A 19,503-nucleotide genomic window follows, 5' to 3' on the forward strand; every position below is an offset into this window, starting at 1 on the left:
TTAAGTGAGGATTAAAATGGACATTTCATGTAAAATGTAATTATTTCGTTGCAAATGATCCATTAAAATAATATAAAATTAATCAGAAGTATTGGAAAATACTACTTGATTTAAAGAGGAGGAAGGAAAGAATCCTTGGCTTATGATTGTAAGATATCATGATAAACACTTAAATTATAAAGAAATTATTTAAGTGTCAAAAATATGTTTATAGAATTATAGCTATAATATATTAAAATCAAAAATATTTAATTGTTGTAAGAATATTACAAGCAACTAATAATTATCTTGATTTTGTTGAATTTATTGTAATAAAAAATATTATATAGTTTAAATATTCAACTTTATGGTTTTAATCCTGCAAATATTAATCTAAGCAATTGAATTTTATAATGTTGTGTATTTATAGTATAACAATCATAATGCCATTGGATAAAACTAAATTTAAAATGATAACTATATGCTTAGTTAGGCATGGTGAAACGGCTTGGAATATCCAAGGTAGATTACAAGGAAGAAAAGATGTTGAACTTAATAACAATGGGCGCAATCAGGCTATGGCTTGTGCCGAATATTTAAAAAAAGAGCCATGGGATACAATAGTTACTAGTCCGTTAAAGCGTGCTAAAGAGACAGCTTTTATTATAGGGAAAATTATAGGAATTAATGATATATACATATTAGATAATTTTATTGAAAGAGATTTTGGTTCAGCATCAGGCTTATTATATGAAGAAAAAAAAATGAAATTTCCAGATGATGCTATTTTTGATGAGGAAGATTGGAGCTCATTTGAAGATAGAGTTGCTAAGGGAATAAAATTCTTGATAAATAAATATAATAATAAGAAAATTATAGTTGTTACACATGCAGGCGTTATAAGTTCTGTTTTACCAATGATATCCAACGGAGAATTCAAATTAAAAGGTGTTAAATTAAAAAATACATGCATTAATATTATAAATTATGATAAAGGGAAATGGAAAGTAACTCTTTATAATTATGATGTGATGAAATGATTTTGATTATATAAAATTATATTAAAATTTTGTATTTTATTATTATATAATTTTAAAGCAGATAAAAAAAGATCTTATTAACAATAACAGATTTGAAATTAGTGGTAGTAAATAAATATTTTAATCTTATTGTAAGCAGGTGTAATTTCAATCAACTTTCCGGAGACTTATTTCAAGTCCAGCTAAGAAATTTCAATATTAAAATAAAAAATATTTGATATTTTTAGTGAACTAAAAAAGGGTAACTTTAATAAGTTCTTTGGTAGCCGTCAAAAAACGAAGAGATGGTAATACTATCCAATATAAAAAATAAAAGGAGAGAAAAACCATGACACAGTTGAATGAAAAAGAAATGCAACTTGCAGCCCTCATCAGTGAAGAGTGCAGAACCCCAGCCGATATAACGGCGAAACTAAAGAACCCGTTTGCAGAGACACTTGAAAAAATGCTTGAGGCAGAATTAGATGAGCATTTAAGTTACGAAAAAAACAGCATCCTCGGCAATAATAGCGGTAATAACCGGAACGGATATGGTAAAAAACAATTAAAAGTGATATGGAGAGAGAGTGAAATCAAGGTTCCTCGGGATCGAAACTCTACCTTTCAGTAAAGTAATAGAAAAGAGGCAAACTCGTACAGATGATATTGAAACGGGAGTTTTGGCTATGTACGCTAAAGGAATGTCCACTCGTGACATTAGAAAAGATCATCTGCGGGACATCTAGGTATTGAAGCATCTGCAAACCTAATAAGCCGTATTACAGATAAACTGATGTCGGCTGTTGCGGAATGGCAATCACATTCTCTTGACCCAATTTATCAAATGGTATTTCTGGATGGGATAATATTTAAAGTACGTAAGGATAGCCGAATAGTTAATAAATGCCTTTACTCTGTTCTTGGAATCAGTATGGAAGGCCACAAAGAAATTCTTGGGATGTGGTTATCGGAAAATGAAAGTGCCAGCTTTTGGGTCATAGTATGTAACGAATTGAAGAACCGAGGAGTTGAAGACATTTTAATTGCTTGCCGTGACAATCTTTCAGGGTTTTCCAATACGATTGAGATGGTTTTTCCAAAGACAGAACAGCAGCTTTGCGTTATACACCAAATACGAAATTCTACAAAATATGTATCATAAAAAGATATTAAACCGGTAATGGCAGATTTAAAGTTGGTTTATGGAGTATCGACATTAGAAGATGCCGAATACAGGCTTGAGGAATTCTGTGAAAAATGGGATAAAAAATGGACGTGGGGACGTTTCAATTGTCTTTTTTGCAAAATATTAAAAAATGGTTTAATGAAATTTGATGTTAATTGCGGAAAGTTAAGCAGTTTTATTCTAACATCTACTTAATTATATTGAGAATAAAAGTTCGTTAAAATAGTGGAAAATAATTTTTACCGATGTTATAATAAATGTAACAAGACCAAAAAGTTGGTGAAAAGGTGAAAAATGAAATAGTTAATAAACATGATGCCGTGTTTAAGGAAGTATTCAGTCAAAAAAGAATAGCAAAGGACTTTATAGAAAATAATATACCTAAAGAAGCATTGGATATAATAGATACAAACAGTATGGAGCTAATAAAAGATACATTTATAAACAAAGAATTACAGGGAAGTTTTTCTGATTTAATATATGAGGTAAAAATAAATAACAGGGATGCATATATATGTTTTCTGTTAGAGCACAAATCCTATAGAGATAAACTCACCATATTTCAATTAAATAAATATATACTTGAAGCATGGACGGCAGTGATACAAAAAGAAAACAGAGAGGAATTACCGATAATTTTACCTATAGTAGTTTATCATGGGGAGAAAGAATGGAGTATAAAGACGGATTTGAGAGATATGATACCTGAATTTTATGAACTGCCGGAATACTTTAAAGACAGGATACCGGTATTTGGATATGATTTAATAAATATAGGGAAGAGCGGAAGAATTGATTTTAAAAAGTTCAACAAATTAACGGCTCTGATGTTAACTGCATTCAGAGATGCCTTTGAAAAGGATTTAAAGACTGTATTAAGAGAATTTCTGTTAGCAGTGGAAGAAGCGGAAAAAGAAGAAGGAGAAGAAGCAATAAGGTATTATGTTGAAATATATATAAGATATATAGAGAATATTCACAGAGATTTAACAGAAGAAGACATAGAGGGAGAAATTGAAAAATTAGGAGGAAAGGGGGCTGTTACTATGAGTATATTACAAAAAAGAGAAGAAAAAGGGAAACAAGAAGGAAAGAGAGAAGGAATAAAGGAAATAGCTAAGAATTTATTAAAAGAAGGAATAGAAATAGCCTTTGTAGCGAAGACTACAGGTCTTTCAAAGAGTGAAGTAGAAAAATTAAAAGAAGAGATTTAGGGGACGGTAGGGACAGATTTTACCGTCCCATGCTTTATTTTGAGGCCGAAACCCTGATATATGCAAAGCTTCGATAGAAACCCTTGCCGAAGCAATCGGGCCAACTGCACGGAAATATGGCATCGAATTTCAAAGCTGTTGCGAAAACTATGATTTGACCGCATTTGGCATTCATCAAGGAGGGTGTATTGACCTGTCAATGATTGAAAAGGTTCGACATCAAAATATCTTTATCTTTCAACATATTGATGTTATAATTTGATTTAAATAGAAATATATGTTTTTAAAATAATATTGATGAGGGAATTCTATGAAAATCTATGCCGTGAAAATTTCAGATATTAATGAAGAAGAATTAGATAAGCTGTGTCTATCCATTGATTCGGAGAAAAGACATAGAATTGAGAGATTTATCAATAAAAGGGATAAGATCAGAGCATCAATCGGAGAAATATTGGTGAGGAGTATAATCATCAGAGAACTGAATATTGAAAATGAACATATAAAATTTGAAGAAAATCTATTATATGGGAAGCCATATCTGCACGGCTATCTGGATTTCAACTTTAATATATCTCATTCCGAAGATTTTGTAGTATGTGCGGTTGACAGCAAACCCGTAGGGATTGATATTGAAGCTGTTAAGTGTATTGAATATAAGGATATAGCCCAAAACTTTTTTACTGAAAGGGAATTTAATTATATAGTGAAACAAAAATCGGATATTCAATTGAGTAGATTCTATGAAATATGGACTCTGAAAGAGAGTTATATGAAATGTATCGGGAAAGGGTTTTCGATACCGTTAAAATCCTTTTCTGTTTGTATGGATGAATATGAAAGTATCAGAGTAATTGATGATAACCAAAATGAGAATTATATATTTAAAATATTTGATATAAGTATGGACTACAAAATGGCTGTTTGTTCGCTAAATAGGGAAATTTCAGACAATATAATAGTGATAGACCAAAACAGTTTAATCAACAACTATTTTGATTTATTTCAAGGAGATGAGGTTTATAATGGAAATCAATAAAAGAAGCTATTACAATTTAACTCATCCGCAGAAAAGAATATGGTACATAGATAAGGTGAATTTGAATTCTCCCGTTCATAATATCGGGGGCTGTTTAAATATAAAGGGAAATATAGATGTTGAGAAGATGAAGGAAACAATTAACCTTATAGTAAAGGGAAATGAGGGGTTAAGGCTGAGAATCACTGAAAAAGACGGACAGCTTGTTCAGTATGTAGCGGAATTTAAGAAGGAAGATATAGATTTTGTAGATTTCAGTAATTACAAAGAGCCTGAAAAGGAACATGAGAGATGGGCGGAAGGTCTATTCAAAAGAAGTTTTGAATTGGAGGACAGCCGACTATATTATTTTGCAGTATATAAAATAGATGAAGAAGAATATGGGGTACTGTTGAAAATTCATCATATTATAGCCGACGGATGGTCAACGGCATTGATAGAAAAGCAGATATGCGAAATATACACCAAATTGGTAAGAAATGAAGAGGTTTGTTTTGATGGGTATCATTCATACATAGATTTCATAGAAGAAGAGAGGGAATACTTAAATTCCGAGAAATTTATAAAGAATAAAAATTTCTGGCGGGAAAAGCTTAAAAATCCGCCTGAAGAATTTTTGTACAATACTTCAAATGAATTGGAAGGCAGAAGGCTGTCATTTAATATTGACAATGATTTATCGAAGAAAATAAAAGAATTTTTAAAATATAACAGATGTTCTTTAAATACCTTGTTTATAGGGTTACTCCTCATATATTTAAGGAAGACCACATATAAAAACGATTTGGTAATAGGAACTCCCGTATTTAACAGGATTGGCAGGAAGCAGAAATCAATGGTGGGTATGTTTACAAGTACAATGCCTTTCAGGTTCCTGTTGGATGAAGAATTAAAGGGGAAAGATTTGATAAAATCGATTAATCGGGAGCTAAAACTTTGTTTTTTTAATCAAAGATACCCTTATGATATTTTGGTCAAGGATTTGAATTTGAGCAGAAAGGGATATGACAGTTTATTTAAGATATGTGTGAATTATTATAATTCCCAATATATTAACGATATCAACGGCATGGCAGGAGAAGTTCGGGAATATTACAGCGGAAACCAAGGAAATTCCCTGCAGTTGACGGTTAAGGAATGGAAGGATGATAATATAATTTTGAATTTCGATTATAAAATAAGGGAATATAAAGAGGAAGAAATTCAAGGCATGTATAAATCAATGATTAATATCTTAAGGCAGTTGCTGACAGATGGAGATATTAAAGTCAGAGATATAAAACTGGTTGATGAAAGAGAATTTAACTATAAGATATATACATTAAATTCAACGGATGGCCCTTACCCGAAAAAGACAGTATATGAACTCTTTGAGGAACAGGCAATTAAAGCTCCCCATAAAATTGCTTTGGAGTTTAGAGATGAGGTGATGACGTATGAACAGTTGAATGAAAAGTCAAACCAATTGGCTCATTATCTGAGACAAAAAGGTATAGGAAGGGGATCTGTACTGGGAATCATGATGAACCATTCCATGGAGTTGGTTATAGGGATATTGGGGATTTTAAAGGCAGGAGGAGCATATCTTCCCATAGATCCGGAATATCCTCCCGAAAGGATAAGTTATATGCTTGAGGACTCAAAAAGTGCTGTGCTCCTTACTGATTTTAAAGCTGGGAGAGATATTGAATTTAAGGGAAGTATAATTGATATAAAGGATATAAATTTAAATTTATATGGGAAGGAAAACCCGCCCAAAGTAAATAAATTAAATGATTTGGCTTATATCATATATACCTCCGGAACGACGGGAAAGCCAAAGGGAGTCATGATTGAACACAGAGGATTGACCAATTATATATGGTGGGCTAAAAAGATGTATTTGAAAGATGAAAATGAAGCTATGCCTTTATATTCTTCCATATCCTTTGATCTGACGGCAACATCCGTATTCACTCCTTTAATTTCCGGCAACAGGATTATAATTTACAATACCGATGAAAATGAATTCGTTTTATATAAGATATTGAAAGAAAATAAGGCAACGGTTGTAAAGCTTACCCCTGCTCATTTGACACTGTTAAAGGATATGGACAACAGAAGTTCCAATATAAAGAGGTTTATTGTAGGCGGAGATGACTTAAAAATAAGCCTAACACAAGAAATCTGCGAAAGTTTCGGTAAGAATATAGAAATATATAATGAATACGGTCCTACGGAGGCTACGGTAGGCTGCATGATACATAAATATGATATGGAAAAGGATAGAGGCATATCCGTACCCATAGGCAGGCCTGCTGGTAATGTACAGATTTACATATTGGACGGAGATTTAAATGTTGTTCCCGCAAATGCAACAGGAGAAATATATATATCGGGAGACGGAATTTCGAGAGGGTACCTGAACAGGCCGGAACTGACGGAAGAGAAGTTTATTGAAAATCCTTTTATTAAAGGAAGGAAAATGTATAAAACGGGAGATTTGGCAAAGTATCTAAAAGACGGGTCCATAGAATATAAAGGAAGGTTGGATAATCAAGTAAAGATAAGGGGATATCGTATCGAGCTTGGAGAAATAGAAAAGCATTTATCGGAAAATGAGGCTGTAAAGGATGCAGCTGTGGTGTTTAAGGAGGATTCATCCGGGAATAAATCACTAAATGCTTATATAGTTAAAGAAAAAGAAATTACGGAATTAGAACTGAAAAATTATCTTTTGAAATTTTTACCTAGATACATGATTCCGGCTAATTTTGTTTTTATGGACAGGTTTCCTTTAAATTTAAACGGAAAAGTGGATGCCGCCAGTCTCCCCAATCCCGTCAGGGTAAAAAAAGAATTTGTGAAGTATAAAACCGAGAAGGAAAGAAAATTGGTTGAAGCTGTAGAGGAGATATTGGGAATAGAAAATGTAAGTATGAATGATAATTTCTATCAGCTTGGCGGAGATTCCATAAAGGCAATTCAAATTTCTTCGAGGCTTAAAAATGAAGGATTGGATATTAAGGTTAAGGATATATTATCCTGTGATTCTGTTGAAGAGATAGGATTCCATATAAGAGAAAACCAAAATATCGGGATGATAGATCAGGGACAGAGTCAAGGTGCTATAGAAAGGACACCTATTACAGAATGGTTTTTCAGCCGGAATTTTTCTGATGAAAACCGTTATAACCAATATGTGCTGCTAAAATACAACAAAATTTCGGATATCGATAAAATCAGAATTGCTGTGGGTAGATTAACAGAACACCATGATACTTTAAGAATTAATTATGACAGAAAAAATCATAGATTATATTACAATAACGATAATTCAAAGAGCTCATCCTGTGTTAAATACGTTGATTTATCCGGATACTGCGGCTCAGAGGATAATATGAGCGTTAAAGAACTGATAGATAAAGCAGAGATTAATTTCGATATAGGAAAGGGTCCTTTGTTTAATGTAACTATTTTTGATTTGAGTGGCGGCAGGCAAGCCTTGTTATTTACAGCACATCATTTAACGGTGGACGGGGTTTCATGGAGAATAATATTGGAGGATTTCCTGACTGCAATGAAACAGCTTGATAATAATGAGGAAGTAAAACTGCCGGCGAAAACCCATTCCTTCAAAGACTGGGCAAAGGTACTGAAAGAATACTCCAAGAAGGATTTTGGGGAAGAAAGACGTTATTGGCAGGAAATATCGGATAAAAGTTTTGTTTACCCTACGGATTTTGATAAGGGAAAGGATACTGTGGGTACATCCGGTATTTTGATTAGAGATATAGATGAAGACATATTAAATAAACTTTCAAAAAAAACCGGAGAGATTTATAATACGGAATTCAGTGAAACTTTGATAATTCTATTGGTACTTACAATAAGCAGTATGACAAATAGTGACGAAGTAGTAATAGAATTGGAGGGACACGGAAGAAAGGACATAAACGATTATATTGATGTGAAAAGGACGGTAGGCTGGTTTACTGTTATGTATCCCGTATATTTCAGGATAGAAGACGGGGATTTAAACTTAAGGATTAAATCATTGAAGGAACAGCTTAGAAATGTACCTGACAACGGATTTAATTACGGTATTCTCAGATTTTTAAATAATGAGTTGGAGGAAAGGGAAGAGAAATATATAAGATTTAATTACCTTGGGGATTTCGACAATATCATAGGCGACATACCGGATATTGAATTCGGATTGGACAGTGATGAGGAGAATTCATTAACATCCCTGATGGATATAGATGCTTTCATAATAAAAGGAAGATTAAAATTGAAAATTACCTACAGCAAAAATAAGTTCAGTGAAAGTACAATTCGGAGATTTGCCGACAAATATACGGAAACAATAAAATCCCTTTTAAATCAATGCATAAAAAATGATTCCAAAGAATTCACCCCTTCGGATTTCGATGCTGCGGATATTTCACAGGAGGATTTGGACTCTCTTTTTAAATAGAAGTTAAAATTAATATAAGCAATCTGGTGATATGTCAAGAGATAAATTTTAATAAAAACATAAGGAACAATTAAAAAAAGACAACCTTAATAGAACCTATGTATTTCAGTGAAAAAATAGGTTTAGAGATTAGAAATATTTTAATTTATCTCTCCAACTTTATCATTGGAGTAGATTTGGTTTTTAGTCAGCAATCCAAAAACCAGACGAACAAATTTACGAGATGTAAGTGCGAGGGCTCTTTTATGTTGGTGAGTTGTTACTTCACCGTACTTCTTGTAATAGTACTCTTTGTATTCTGGTACATGATTTTTAACACTATTGGCAGCCTCGATTAAATAGTATCTAAGGTATTTATTGCCAGTCTTAGTCATTCTGGTCTCATCTGAAGAATAATTACCTGATTGATTAACTCTCCAAGTTAGGCCTGCATATTTAGCTAGAGAATTGTGAGAATCAAAGGAAGTGATGGTTCCTATCTCAGAAAGAATTCCACTAGCAAGTACTGGCCCAACTCCTGGAATAGAGATTAGGGATTGATATTCAGTAGGATTAATCCCTTTGATATTCCTTTCAATAGCCTTATCAATGGTTTTAACTTCATCTTCTAATGCTTTGACTACATTGAAAGATGAAGCGATTGCAACATTTAAAGGTTCATAAAGGATTTTATCAAGACGATAGGAATCTCTAGCAGCCTTCTGGAGCACCTGAGCAGTCCTGTTAGGATCATTAAAGCGATTTTTACCTTTATCTCTAATGAAAGCAACTAAGTCCTCAACAGATGAATAGGTAATATCATCTAAGGACAAATATTCAGTTAATATGGCTGAAGAGGTGACACCGTAAGTGTTAGAAAATGGGCGTTCTTCTTTATCTAATACTGTTAATTCACTAAACTTAAGATAAATGTTGGACACCATATAAGCTTTTTCTCTAGTAATACCTTCAATTAAATGAAGACGATGTCTAGTTAATCGCTGGAGTGCAAGAAACTGCGATCCACGCCAAGGCTTAGAAGTAATTTTGCCACAACGAGCAAAATCAGCAATGACATATGCATCTAGAGGATCTGTTTTATCCATGTCTACAAAAGTCTTTCTGTAATTTGCAACAGTTTTAGGATTAAGACAGTATACAAGAGGTTTGTAGGCTAATAGAATCTCATTAGAAGCAAGAAAGTTTGCAATGTGGGTACTGTAGAAAGAAGTAGATTCCAGGGCAATAACAACATATTTTAGGCTATTAGAATCTAAACACCTAATAATACTATCTAAGATAGATTCGGCACCAGGTTGGTTATTCAAAGCCTTAAGGTTAAGAAGTTTATTGCCTTCAAAATCTAGAGCGCATAAGACATTAGTCTTAGAACTTACATCAATACCTACGTATAAAGTTGATAGAATATTGTTCTTCATAAGATCACCACCTTTCATAATAGGATGGAGAACAATTAGTAAAAGAGATATCCTAATCTTAGCTGCTTACGGCAACCTCGCATTATTAGCATTCATCTTTGAAAATTACCTTGCTGTTGGTCTAATCAAAGAGATGCGGCATCTGAAGTAAGCAGGATATGACAGCTAAGTTAGGAAGCACGCTTTAAGGGCAATAACCCAATGGTTTTGCTGGAGAGCAAAGAATTATCCTTTGCTAACTATTCTTTATTTAATTATAGCATTAGGATATCTCTAATAAAAATTGTATTAAAAATATTAAAATATGCTTAGAAGACCTATAAAAAGTGCTTCTAAACATATTATACGAGCTTCCTGTGGTACGATAAAAATAGAAAATCCTCACAAATAAATTAAGGTATAATTGTAATTGAGAGAAAACAATTTCTTAATTTAAAGGAGGATTCACTATGAATTATAAACAAAATGATAGATTAAATCAATTGACATATGAAACACTAATTGTTGGAGTTGACATAGCAAAAGAATTTCATGTAGCAAGAGCACAAGATATTAGAGGCATAGAGTTTGGAAAATCAATTAAATTCAATAATTCCCTTTCAGGATATTTAGAGTTTGAGAATTGGATTAATGAAATTAAAGTGGTTGAGGAGAAGGAACAAGTAATTATAGGTATGGAACCAACAGGACATTACTGGTTAAATATAGCAAGATATCTTAAAGCTAATGACTATACAGTGGTTACAGTAAATCCAATGCATGTAAAAAAGATAAAAGAGTTAGATGATAACCTTCAAACAAAAACAGATAAAAAAGATGCAAAGATTATTGCACAGCTAGTAAAAGATGCAAGATATTCTACCCCGAATTTGCTTGAAGGTGAGTATGAAGAGCTAAGGAATGCTAAGAACTTAAGGCAAGTTGTAATAAAGGATTTAAATCGTACTAAAAATCAGATTCACAATTGGTTAGACAGATACTTTCCAGAATACAAAGAAGCATATGCCAGCTGGGAATCGAAATCATTTATAAAGATAATTAAAAAGTATATCTTTCCGTCTGTAATTGAAAGAATACCACCAAATGAAATCTATGAGATGCTACCTCCAAAGATGAGAAGAGGTGTAGGCCTTGGGAAGATAGAAAGACTTGTAACAGCTAGTAAAAATAGCATAGGGATAAAAGAAGGACTTTCATTTGCAAAATTAGAAATAAAATTTCTTTTAGACAAATATGAAAGCTTTTTAGAGCAAATTGAAGAAATAGATGATTATGTAACCAAGATTTGCAATCAACTAGATGAAACAAAGAAGATAATGCAAATTAAGGGTGTTGGGCTCGTAACGGCAAGTGGCATAGTTGCTGAATTAGGAGATATAAGAAAGTACAAGACTCCGAAACAAATGATAAAAATGGCAGGGCTTTCTTTAACAGAAAATAGTTCTGGTAAGGTAAAAGGTGCAACATCTATAAGCAGAAGAGGACGTAAAGATCTCCGCCGATTATTGTACCAGGTAATACTTGGGATGATACGGACAAATACTGCATTTAAAGAAATGTACATTTATTATACTACAAGGCGAAAAAATCAGCTTACTGGGAAACAAGCTATAATAGCATTATGCAGAAAACTATTAAGAATAATCCATACAATAATTTTGAAAGATGTCGATTATGATGAAAGTAAAATGATGTCACAAATAAAATATCCAGATGAGTTTTTAAATTCAGTTGCTTAATTCTATCTATTTCAGAGATTAAATTACGTATGAATTAATAGTTTTAAAAGATTCTATTTAAATATGGTAGCTAAAATAGAATTTAAATTTACAAACTAGAATAATTAAAAACAACAAAAGTGGCGATCCTGTAATTCCTCCATTAGGATATAATCCTGCATACGAGCATGACGGGACTCACATATAGATTAAGTTGGACGAAGGAAGTTTGGGAGATAGATCCTGCTAGAAAGAGGTTCTACTACTATATAAAGTGAGCAAAAGCCACTGTTCATAAAAATATATAAGTGCTACTTTTATTAAGTGAGGATTAAAATGGACATTTCATGTAAAATGTAATTATTTCGTTGCAAATGATCCATTAAAATAATATAAAATTAATCAGAAGTATTGGAAAATACTACTTGATTTAAAGAGGAGAACATTAATATGAAAAATTTTAACGGATTGCCGGCTGCACTCATCATATTTTTATGTATGATACTGCTGCCCTTTAAAACTTATGCTTTGACCGATGATACAAATATAAAAATAGAAAAGTTTATAAAGGAAAATATGGACAAAGGTAATATTCCGGGATTGTTCGTCACTGTGGTTAAAGATGATAAGACTGTTTATGAAAAGGGGTTCGGGTATTCCGATGTTGAAAAAAAAGAAAGGGTTACTTCAAAGTCCCTCTTTGAAATAGGTTCCAACAGCAAGGCTTTTACTGCCTTGGGTATTTTGAAGCTGCAAAAAGAGGGGCTGATTGAACTAAACGATGAAGTGACGGACTACATACCTTGGCTGAAAGTCAAATACAAAGGAAGAGAAGTTCCCGTAACAATAGAACAACTGCTTCATCATACAAGCGGAATACCTTTTAAGACAATAGATAATATACCTGTTTCCAATGACGATAATGCAATTGATGAAACGGTCAGAACATTGATCGGCATTGAACTTGACAGTGAACCTGGAGAGAAATTTCAATATGCCACAATAAACTATGATGTTTTGGGGCTTATAATTGAAAAGGCAACGGGTTCAAGCTATGAAGAATATATTGAAGAAAATATTTTAAAACCCATGGGATTAAACAATACTTATCTCTACAGAGATGAAGACGTCAGTGAAAATATGGCGAAGGGGTATAAGATTGAATTCTTAAAACCTGCTCTATATGATGCACCTACCTACAGGGGCAATAAACCCGCAGGATATATTATGTCCAATGGGGAAGACATGGGGAAATGGCTCAAAATTCAGATGGGAACATATAACAGCTCCCGATTTGACAGAGAACTCATTGAAGAATCTCACAATCCCAACCGCAAGGTTCCGCCTTTGGAAGACGGTTCTTCATATGCCTGCGGATGGTATGTGTATCAAAAAGGAGGAGGAGAAATCTCTCACGGAGGGAATAATCCCAATTATTCGTCCTTCATATTGTTAAGGCCGGAAGATAAAACAGGTATTGCGGTACTCGGCAATACAAATTCCGAATACGTGGGTTATATTGCCCGGGGCATTAACGGAATACTTCAGGGAGAAGATTATTATGAAGATGTAAATGACTTAAATAAAAATGCGGACATGATTTCGGTTCTCCTTATACTTATTTCTGTCTTAATAATTGCCGGCACCTTATTTTTTACTGTAAAGGCACTGAAAGAGGTATTCAGAAAAGAGAGGTTTTTAAACAAAAAAAATTCAAGGGATATTTTTAAATTTATTTTTTCCTTAATCTTCATGATAGGGTTAAGCTACTCCATATATCTTATTCCAAACATTTTATACAGAGGGGTGTCTTGGAATTTTGTATTCGTGTGGCTTCCCGAAACCGTAAAGACGGCACTTTATTTAGTTTATATAAGTATTTGGACCGTATATGTATATTCGGTATTTATAAGCCTTTATAAAAAAGAAGGGGACAAATCCATATTGATATTATCAATATTAAGTGTCCTCAGCGGATTCGGCAATGCCCTTATAATTTTTACTATCAACATGGCTATAAGAAGCGGTAATGATGAAAAGGTTAAGCTTTTGATGTATTTTATCCTCGGTATAATTTTATATGTCTACGGTCAGAGAATTATGAGAATAAGGATGATAGAAATAACGAACGGGATAGTGTATTCAAAACGGATGGAGATTGTAAAAGGCCTTTTAAAAACCCCCTATAACAAATTTGAAGAAATAGATAAGGGAAGAATTCAGTCTACTTTAAATAATGATACGGAGACCATAAGCAGATTTGTAAATATTATAATCAGCGGAGTGACAAGCGCCATAACTCTTATATGCTGTTTTATATATTTAGGATTTATAAATATATATGCTTTGCTCCTTTCGGTAATAATAATATTGTTTATCGCAGGTATATACTATTTGGTGGGCAGGTATGCCAACAGGATTGGGGAGGAAGCAAGGGATCTGCAGAATATATTCTTTAAATTTATTAATGATTTAATAGGAGGATTTAAGGAATTAAGCCTTAACGGAAAGAGGAAGGAAGAATTTCAGGAGGATTTGGAAGAAAGCTGTGACAGGTATAAGGTTAAAAGAGGGCAGTCGGCCCTGGCGTTTGCAAATATGTTTGTGGTGGGAGAGCTTTTGTTTACTATTGCAATCGGTGCCGTAGTATTTATTTTACCTCTAATTTTAAAGAACTTAAAGGAAGTCAGCCTTGAAAGCTATGTTTTTATACTCCTTTATATGACGGGTCCCGTTCACGGCATATTAAATGCGATACCCAATGCTATTGAAGTCAGAATAAGTTTAAAAAGAATCAACGGTCTATTGTCCCAAATATCTTCTTCGGATGGTAAAAATAATGATAGTGGAATAAATAAAAAGGAAGATAAAATTATATTGAAGTTAAAGGGCATAGAATATGTTTATGATAAAGACGGCGAAAACAGTTTTAAGGTGGGGCCCATTGACTATGAGTTTAAATCGGGCGAAATATTTTTTATTACAGGGGGCAACGGCAGCGGAAAGTCAACCTTGGCTAAGCTGTTAACCGGTTTGTATGTACCTTCCAAGGGCTATATAACTTTGAACGGTAACAGGGTTTCGGGAAGAGAATTGAGTGAAAAATATTCCGGAGTTTTCAGTGATTTTTATTTATTTGACAAACTTTACGGCATAGATTATAAAGATAAAGAAGAGGAAATACGGAAATATTTAGAGATACTCCAGCTTGATAATAAGGTGCGGATAAAAGAAGGAAAGTTTGATACAATTAAATTGTCAACCGGACAGAAAAAAAGATTGGCTTTATTGGTGGCTTATTTGGAGGACAGGCCTATATACATATTTGACGAATGGGCGGCAGATCAGGACCCGGAATTCAGATTATTCTTTTACGATACCATTCTGCCTGAACTTAAAGAGAGGGGCAAATGCGTTATAGCCATAACCCATGACGACAGATATTTTAATGTTGCCGATAAGATTATAAAGATGGATATGGGAAGTTTTCAAACTTTCAAGTAAAATTTTATCTTTACTTGAATAACAGTAGAACGAACAGGATGGCTTTGAGAAACAAAGTTATTCTGTTCGTTCTACTGTACTGTTCATAGTATCTTAATTTTTAGGGCTATTCATTCAATGTTTCTTTAGTTCTGATTTTTTCTATTTCTTCTTTATTAAGTCCGGTCAATTTTTCTATTAATTCTATTTTTAATCCTTCCTTTAAAGCGTTTTTAACCATTTTTATTTTTTCTTTTTCAATGCCTTTTTCAATGCCTTTTTCAATGCCTTTTTCCATACCCTTGATTTCCGCATATTTCATTCTGGATATGGCGTCCAGTCTGGCTTTTTCTTTAGCATAGTATTCCTGTCTTAACTTTTCGTCAGCCGATATTTTTTCCAACATTTCCTTAGCCATTTTTAACGGTTCACTCCTTTCCACCAAATTTTCTAATTTTCCTCTGCTTTCCGGATCTGCCGCTCTCTTTATGAATGTCAGCCACAGTTCTATTGCTTTCATTTTTTCCACATCTTTTTCGTCGTCAAATTTGGGAAGTTCGATATAATGAATAGATAAATCGTCTATCAGCGGAAAATGTTCTTCTTTTTCCAATATCTTATATTCCGTATGGTACCTTTCCGTTTCTTCTATTATGTTAAAATTCAATATATTTATGACTATACTTTTTTTCAATGTCAAATATGCTTCCGCTTCCGATATGGTTTCTCCGTACATTTTAGCCCAATAGTACAAACTTCTTTTTCTGAAATCGTCTACATTATTTACCTGAATTTCGATATTTATTCTTTCGCCTTTTTGTGTTTTTACTTTTAAATCCATTATGGATTCTTTGTCACCTCGAAATTCTTTTAAATTAAACGGATTTAAATAAGCTATTTCTGTTATTTTATCTTTTTCTTCAAGGTTTAGTACCGAATTTAAAAAGTCCATAAGAATTATTTTGCTTTGTTTCTGCTCTCTTCCAAATAATGCTTTAAATACCAAGTCGTTTAATGGGCTTAATAAGGTATTTTGATCCACCGGCATCATTCCTTTCTATATATATTATATCCTATTTAATACGTAAATGAAATATCATAAACAAAACAGATGTAATAGAAATAGCTAAAATAGGATGCAATAACTTTAAAAGAGGCAGAAGTATAATTTTTCTATATAAAAATTTTTCTGCCGGAAGTTCTAGAACGTAAATCAGTAAACTTGTATATACCAATCCTTTATTAATATCTTTTCTTTTTATTTTGATTCTCCTTGCTATAATTACATGAGTTAATAAAAACACTATTCCTATTAAAAATCCATATAAAAAAGAATTAAACCTAATATTTAGATAAGTTTTATCAATGAACCATAATGAAATCATGCCAGATGCAATAAAGGCCGGCCTTTTGAGGATATTTTCCTTCAAAGATTTAATCTGCCAAAATATATCGTAAGTCATCAAAACGATTCCCAGTGAAATAAATAATTTCATATAAAATTCCATCATGCTCTCTTGCTGTTTTATCATACTTTCATAAAAATAGTATTCATAATATATTTGTATCCTATAATTATATTATACTATTGATTTCGTTTTTTTACCAAGCCTAACCAAATAAAGCATTCACGGAATTTTTAGATCCATTATTTTTTTAGTCGGAATAAAATAATTTGAGAATTTTATAATGGCTTGCAACAATTGTCAAGGATATAACTAAATATTTGCGGAGATATTTAAAGATACTTCGGATTGATAATAAAATGTAGATAAAGGGAGGCAAGTTTGATACAATTAAATTGTCAACCGGACAGAATAAGAGACCGGATTTATCGGTGGTCTACTGGGAGACAGTGCTAATAGGAGGTATTTTAAAATAGGTGAAAAGAAATATTAACAAGAAATTGAACAGGATTTCATTAATTATTTTATCATTAACGGGATTATTTTTAGTTTTATGCTGGGGAAGAATTTCATCTGAAATTCCCACTGCAAAAGAAGAGCCGGAATATTCCACAACGACAGAAAATGCAAAGAAATGTCTTGCTTTATTAAAGTTGGAAAGTACTACTTTATTTGCAGCGATTGTTCTGGGAATTGTAAGTAATTTGAATGTGATAATTACATTATCGGCAGTTTTGGTTGTTATAGGGTTTTATACTTTTTATTATTATAGAGTCAACATAAAGTTAATAAAAAATGACAGATAGAAAAGTAGATAAAAGTAAATACAGAAAATAAAATCATTAAATAATTTAAAATATTAGGAGGGTGAAAAAGGATGATAAACATATTATTGAGTCAATATAATTTCCATGATAAATGGGCTAATGGTTCGGTACAAAAATATATAGATACTGATGATAAAGTTGCGGTAATTCCCTTTTCTTTTAATGAAAAGCTGATTGGAAATGCTACGGAATGGGAAAATGCATATAATAAAAATTATGGAAAGTATTACCGAGAAATAGTTGAACCATTTTTGCAGCTTGGCATTAAAGAGGAAAATATTATTTTACTGAATTTTTTTGAAGATAAAGAGGATGATATGAAAAGAATAATAGAAGACAGTAATGTCGTATTTTTAACCGGCGGGCTTCCGGATATGGCAGCTAAGCGTATTTTAGAGAAAAATTTGCTTAAGCATATAGATAATGAGGACAAAGTAATTATAGGTGCAAGTGCGGGAGCTTTAATTCAATTGAGTAATTACCATATAACACCGGATAAGGATTATTCGGAATTTATGTATTTAAAAGGATTAGGCTTGATAAAAGAGAATTTTTATGTTGAAGTTCACTATGCGGAAACCGATCTGCAGAAAAATTGTATCCAAAGGGTATTAAAAGAGGAGACGGATACTGTTTATGCCATTAAGGATACCGGAGGAATAATTTTAGATAATAATATAATTACATTGCTCGGAGATGTGGTTACTTTTAAGGAGATGACAAGAATAAATGGAAATTCCGCAAGGCCTTCGTAGGGCAATAGAAAATCAAATAAGAGATATAGAACATGTTCGGATGAAAGATGATGCTCAAGCAATAAGCAGCAGATACAGGACTCAAAGCGGAAAGGGAAAGCGGCTTTTGACAAAAGAAACCGAAGCGGCAGCTTATGCTGCGGCAAGAATGCCGGCGACTTTTGGAGCTGTCTCTGATGCCCTTAAATATTCTCTTCCCTATTTAGAGAATTGTCCTCAAACTTTATTGGATGCAGGAGCCGGCACAGGTACAGCTGCTTGGGCAGCGGATGCTGAATTGAAATTGAAAAAAATTATCTGCTTGGAACGGGAAGATGCAATGATAAAGATAGGAAAAAATATGATGAAATGCAGTTCGGAGCTATTATGCAATGCAGAATGGATTAAAAATGATCTGACTGTCGATGAGATTCCCGAACAAGCGGATTTGGTCATTGCATCCTATGTATTGAATGAAATGACCAGTGAGGAAAGAATGGAGACGGTAAAAAAATTGTGGGATGCGGCAAAGATGATGTTTTTAATTATAGAGCCGGGAACGCCCGTTGGTTTTTCTAATCTGGCGGAAATACGTCAAGTAATGCTTAAATGGGGTGCTCACATTGCCGCACCATGTCCCCATGAAAGTGACTGTCCCAAAGAAAAAAATGATTGGTGCGGTTTTGCTTGCCGTGTCAGCAGAAGCAGATTGCATCGCCAACTTAAGGGCGGAGAAGTACCCTATGAAGATGAAAAATTTATATATATGGCTTTTACGCGGGAAAAATGTCATAGTGCAGAAGCACGTGTACTGCGTCATCCCCAGATACATAAAGGATATGTAGGCCTTGAGATTTGTACAAAAGATGGCATTAAAAATATTAAGTTTTCCAAAAAGGATGGAGAGAGATACAAAAAGGCAAGAAAGGTAAAAGCGGGAGATGAGATATGAAATTATACATTTAGTTGATTGAAAGAAAAATTTTCTCCGGATATAATATATGTAAGAATGAATGTATCC

General features: G+C 33.0%; 15 protein-coding genes and 1 pseudogene. 13 read left to right on the plus strand and 3 right to left on the minus strand.

What is annotated here, in order from left to right:
* Positions 1-428 precede the first annotated feature (428 nt).
* The 8 genes and pseudogenes from EQM13_RS07695 (at position 429) to EQM13_RS07720 (ending at position 8,896) form a co-directional block, all read left to right on the plus strand.
* A complete protein-coding gene (locus EQM13_RS07695; RefSeq protein ID WP_161567200.1) occupies positions 429-1,019 on the plus strand; it encodes a histidine phosphatase family protein in 591 nt (196 codons plus the stop codon).
* A gap of 352 nt (positions 1,020-1,371) precedes the next feature.
* Positions 1,372-1,744, plus strand: a pseudogene (locus EQM13_RS19015) (transposase).
* Between the two features lie 2 nt (positions 1,745-1,746).
* Positions 1,747-2,160 (plus strand): IS256 family transposase, encoded by a 414-nt coding sequence (locus tag EQM13_RS19020; RefSeq protein WP_406565243.1) that lies wholly within the window; start codon positions 1,747-1,749, stop codon positions 2,158-2,160.
* An 18-nt stretch (positions 2,161-2,178) separates the two neighbouring features.
* Positions 2,179-2,379 carry a hypothetical protein gene (locus EQM13_RS18480; RefSeq protein WP_206172933.1) on the plus strand — a complete coding sequence of 67 codons (201 nt, stop codon included), beginning with the start codon at positions 2,179-2,181 and terminating at the stop codon, positions 2,377-2,379.
* A gap of 92 nt (positions 2,380-2,471) precedes the next feature.
* Positions 2,472-3,398 (plus strand): Rpn family recombination-promoting nuclease/putative transposase, encoded by a 927-nt coding sequence (locus EQM13_RS07705; RefSeq protein ID WP_114219957.1) that lies wholly within the window; start codon positions 2,472-2,474, stop codon positions 3,396-3,398.
* Between the two features lie 73 nt (positions 3,399-3,471).
* On the plus strand, positions 3,472-3,660 hold the full coding sequence (locus tag EQM13_RS19025; RefSeq protein ID WP_406565242.1) for a DUF1848 family protein: 189 nt from the start codon (positions 3,472-3,474) through the stop codon (positions 3,658-3,660).
* Positions 3,661-3,708: 48 nt separating this feature from the next.
* A complete protein-coding gene (locus EQM13_RS07715; protein WP_128752377.1) occupies positions 3,709-4,437 on the plus strand; it encodes a 4'-phosphopantetheinyl transferase family protein in 729 nt (242 codons plus the stop codon).
* Positions 4,424-8,896: a non-ribosomal peptide synthetase gene (locus EQM13_RS07720; protein WP_128752378.1), complete on the plus strand. Its 4,473-nt coding sequence runs from the start codon at positions 4,424-4,426 to the stop codon at positions 8,894-8,896. The genes EQM13_RS07715 and EQM13_RS07720 overlap by 14 nt, the downstream gene beginning before the upstream one ends.
* 140 nt (positions 8,897-9,036) lie before the next feature.
* Here the strand turns inward: EQM13_RS07720 and EQM13_RS07725 are convergent, their stop codons facing one another.
* Positions 9,037-10,314 (minus strand): IS110 family RNA-guided transposase, encoded by a 1,278-nt coding sequence (locus tag EQM13_RS07725; RefSeq protein ID WP_206172910.1) that lies wholly within the window; start codon positions 10,312-10,314, stop codon positions 9,037-9,039.
* 449 nt (positions 10,315-10,763) lie between these two features.
* Between EQM13_RS07725 and EQM13_RS07730 the strand changes: the two genes are divergently transcribed.
* Together EQM13_RS07730 and EQM13_RS07735 are read left to right on the plus strand one after the other, a co-directional pair.
* The gene (locus tag EQM13_RS07730; protein ID WP_128752303.1) at positions 10,764-12,053 is read left to right on the plus strand and encodes an IS110 family RNA-guided transposase; all 1,290 of its coding nucleotides are present in this window, start codon (positions 10,764-10,766) and stop codon (positions 12,051-12,053) included.
* A 429-nt stretch (positions 12,054-12,482) separates the two neighbouring features.
* Positions 12,483-15,536 carry a cyclic peptide export ABC transporter gene (locus tag EQM13_RS07735; protein ID WP_128752379.1) on the plus strand — a complete coding sequence of 1,018 codons (3,054 nt, stop codon included), beginning with the start codon at positions 12,483-12,485 and terminating at the stop codon, positions 15,534-15,536.
* A gap of 106 nt (positions 15,537-15,642) precedes the next feature.
* Here EQM13_RS07735 and EQM13_RS07740 read toward each other — a convergent pair whose 3' ends face one another.
* Together EQM13_RS07740 and EQM13_RS07745 are read right to left on the minus strand one after the other, a co-directional pair.
* Positions 15,643-16,557, minus strand: coding sequence for an Rpn family recombination-promoting nuclease/putative transposase (locus EQM13_RS07740; protein ID WP_161567201.1), 915 nt, complete (start codon positions 16,555-16,557; stop codon positions 15,643-15,645).
* Positions 16,558-16,588: 31 nt separating this feature from the next.
* On the minus strand, positions 16,589-17,011 hold the full coding sequence (locus EQM13_RS07745; protein WP_128752380.1) for a hypothetical protein: 423 nt from the start codon (positions 17,009-17,011) through the stop codon (positions 16,589-16,591).
* Positions 17,012-17,397: 386 nt separating this feature from the next.
* On the opposite strand from EQM13_RS07745, the gene EQM13_RS07750 reads away from it, so the two are divergent.
* The 3 genes from EQM13_RS07750 (at position 17,398) to EQM13_RS07760 (ending at position 19,434) form a co-directional block, all read left to right on the plus strand.
* Positions 17,398-17,727, plus strand: coding sequence for a hypothetical protein (locus tag EQM13_RS07750; protein WP_114218839.1), 330 nt, complete (start codon positions 17,398-17,400; stop codon positions 17,725-17,727).
* A gap of 71 nt (positions 17,728-17,798) precedes the next feature.
* The gene (locus EQM13_RS07755; protein WP_128752381.1) at positions 17,799-18,503 is read left to right on the plus strand and encodes a Type 1 glutamine amidotransferase-like domain-containing protein; all 705 of its coding nucleotides are present in this window, start codon (positions 17,799-17,801) and stop codon (positions 18,501-18,503) included.
* Entirely contained in the window at positions 18,478-19,434 is a 957-nt protein-coding gene (locus EQM13_RS07760; RefSeq protein WP_128752382.1) for a small ribosomal subunit Rsm22 family protein, read from the plus strand. The genes EQM13_RS07755 and EQM13_RS07760 overlap by 26 nt, the downstream gene beginning before the upstream one ends.
* The last annotated feature ends 69 nt before the right edge of the window (positions 19,435-19,503 follow it).

The organism is Acidilutibacter cellobiosedens, from assembly GCF_004103715.1.
GTDB classification, from domain to species: Bacteria; Bacillota; Clostridia; order Tissierellales; family Acidilutibacteraceae; genus Acidilutibacter; species Acidilutibacter cellobiosedens.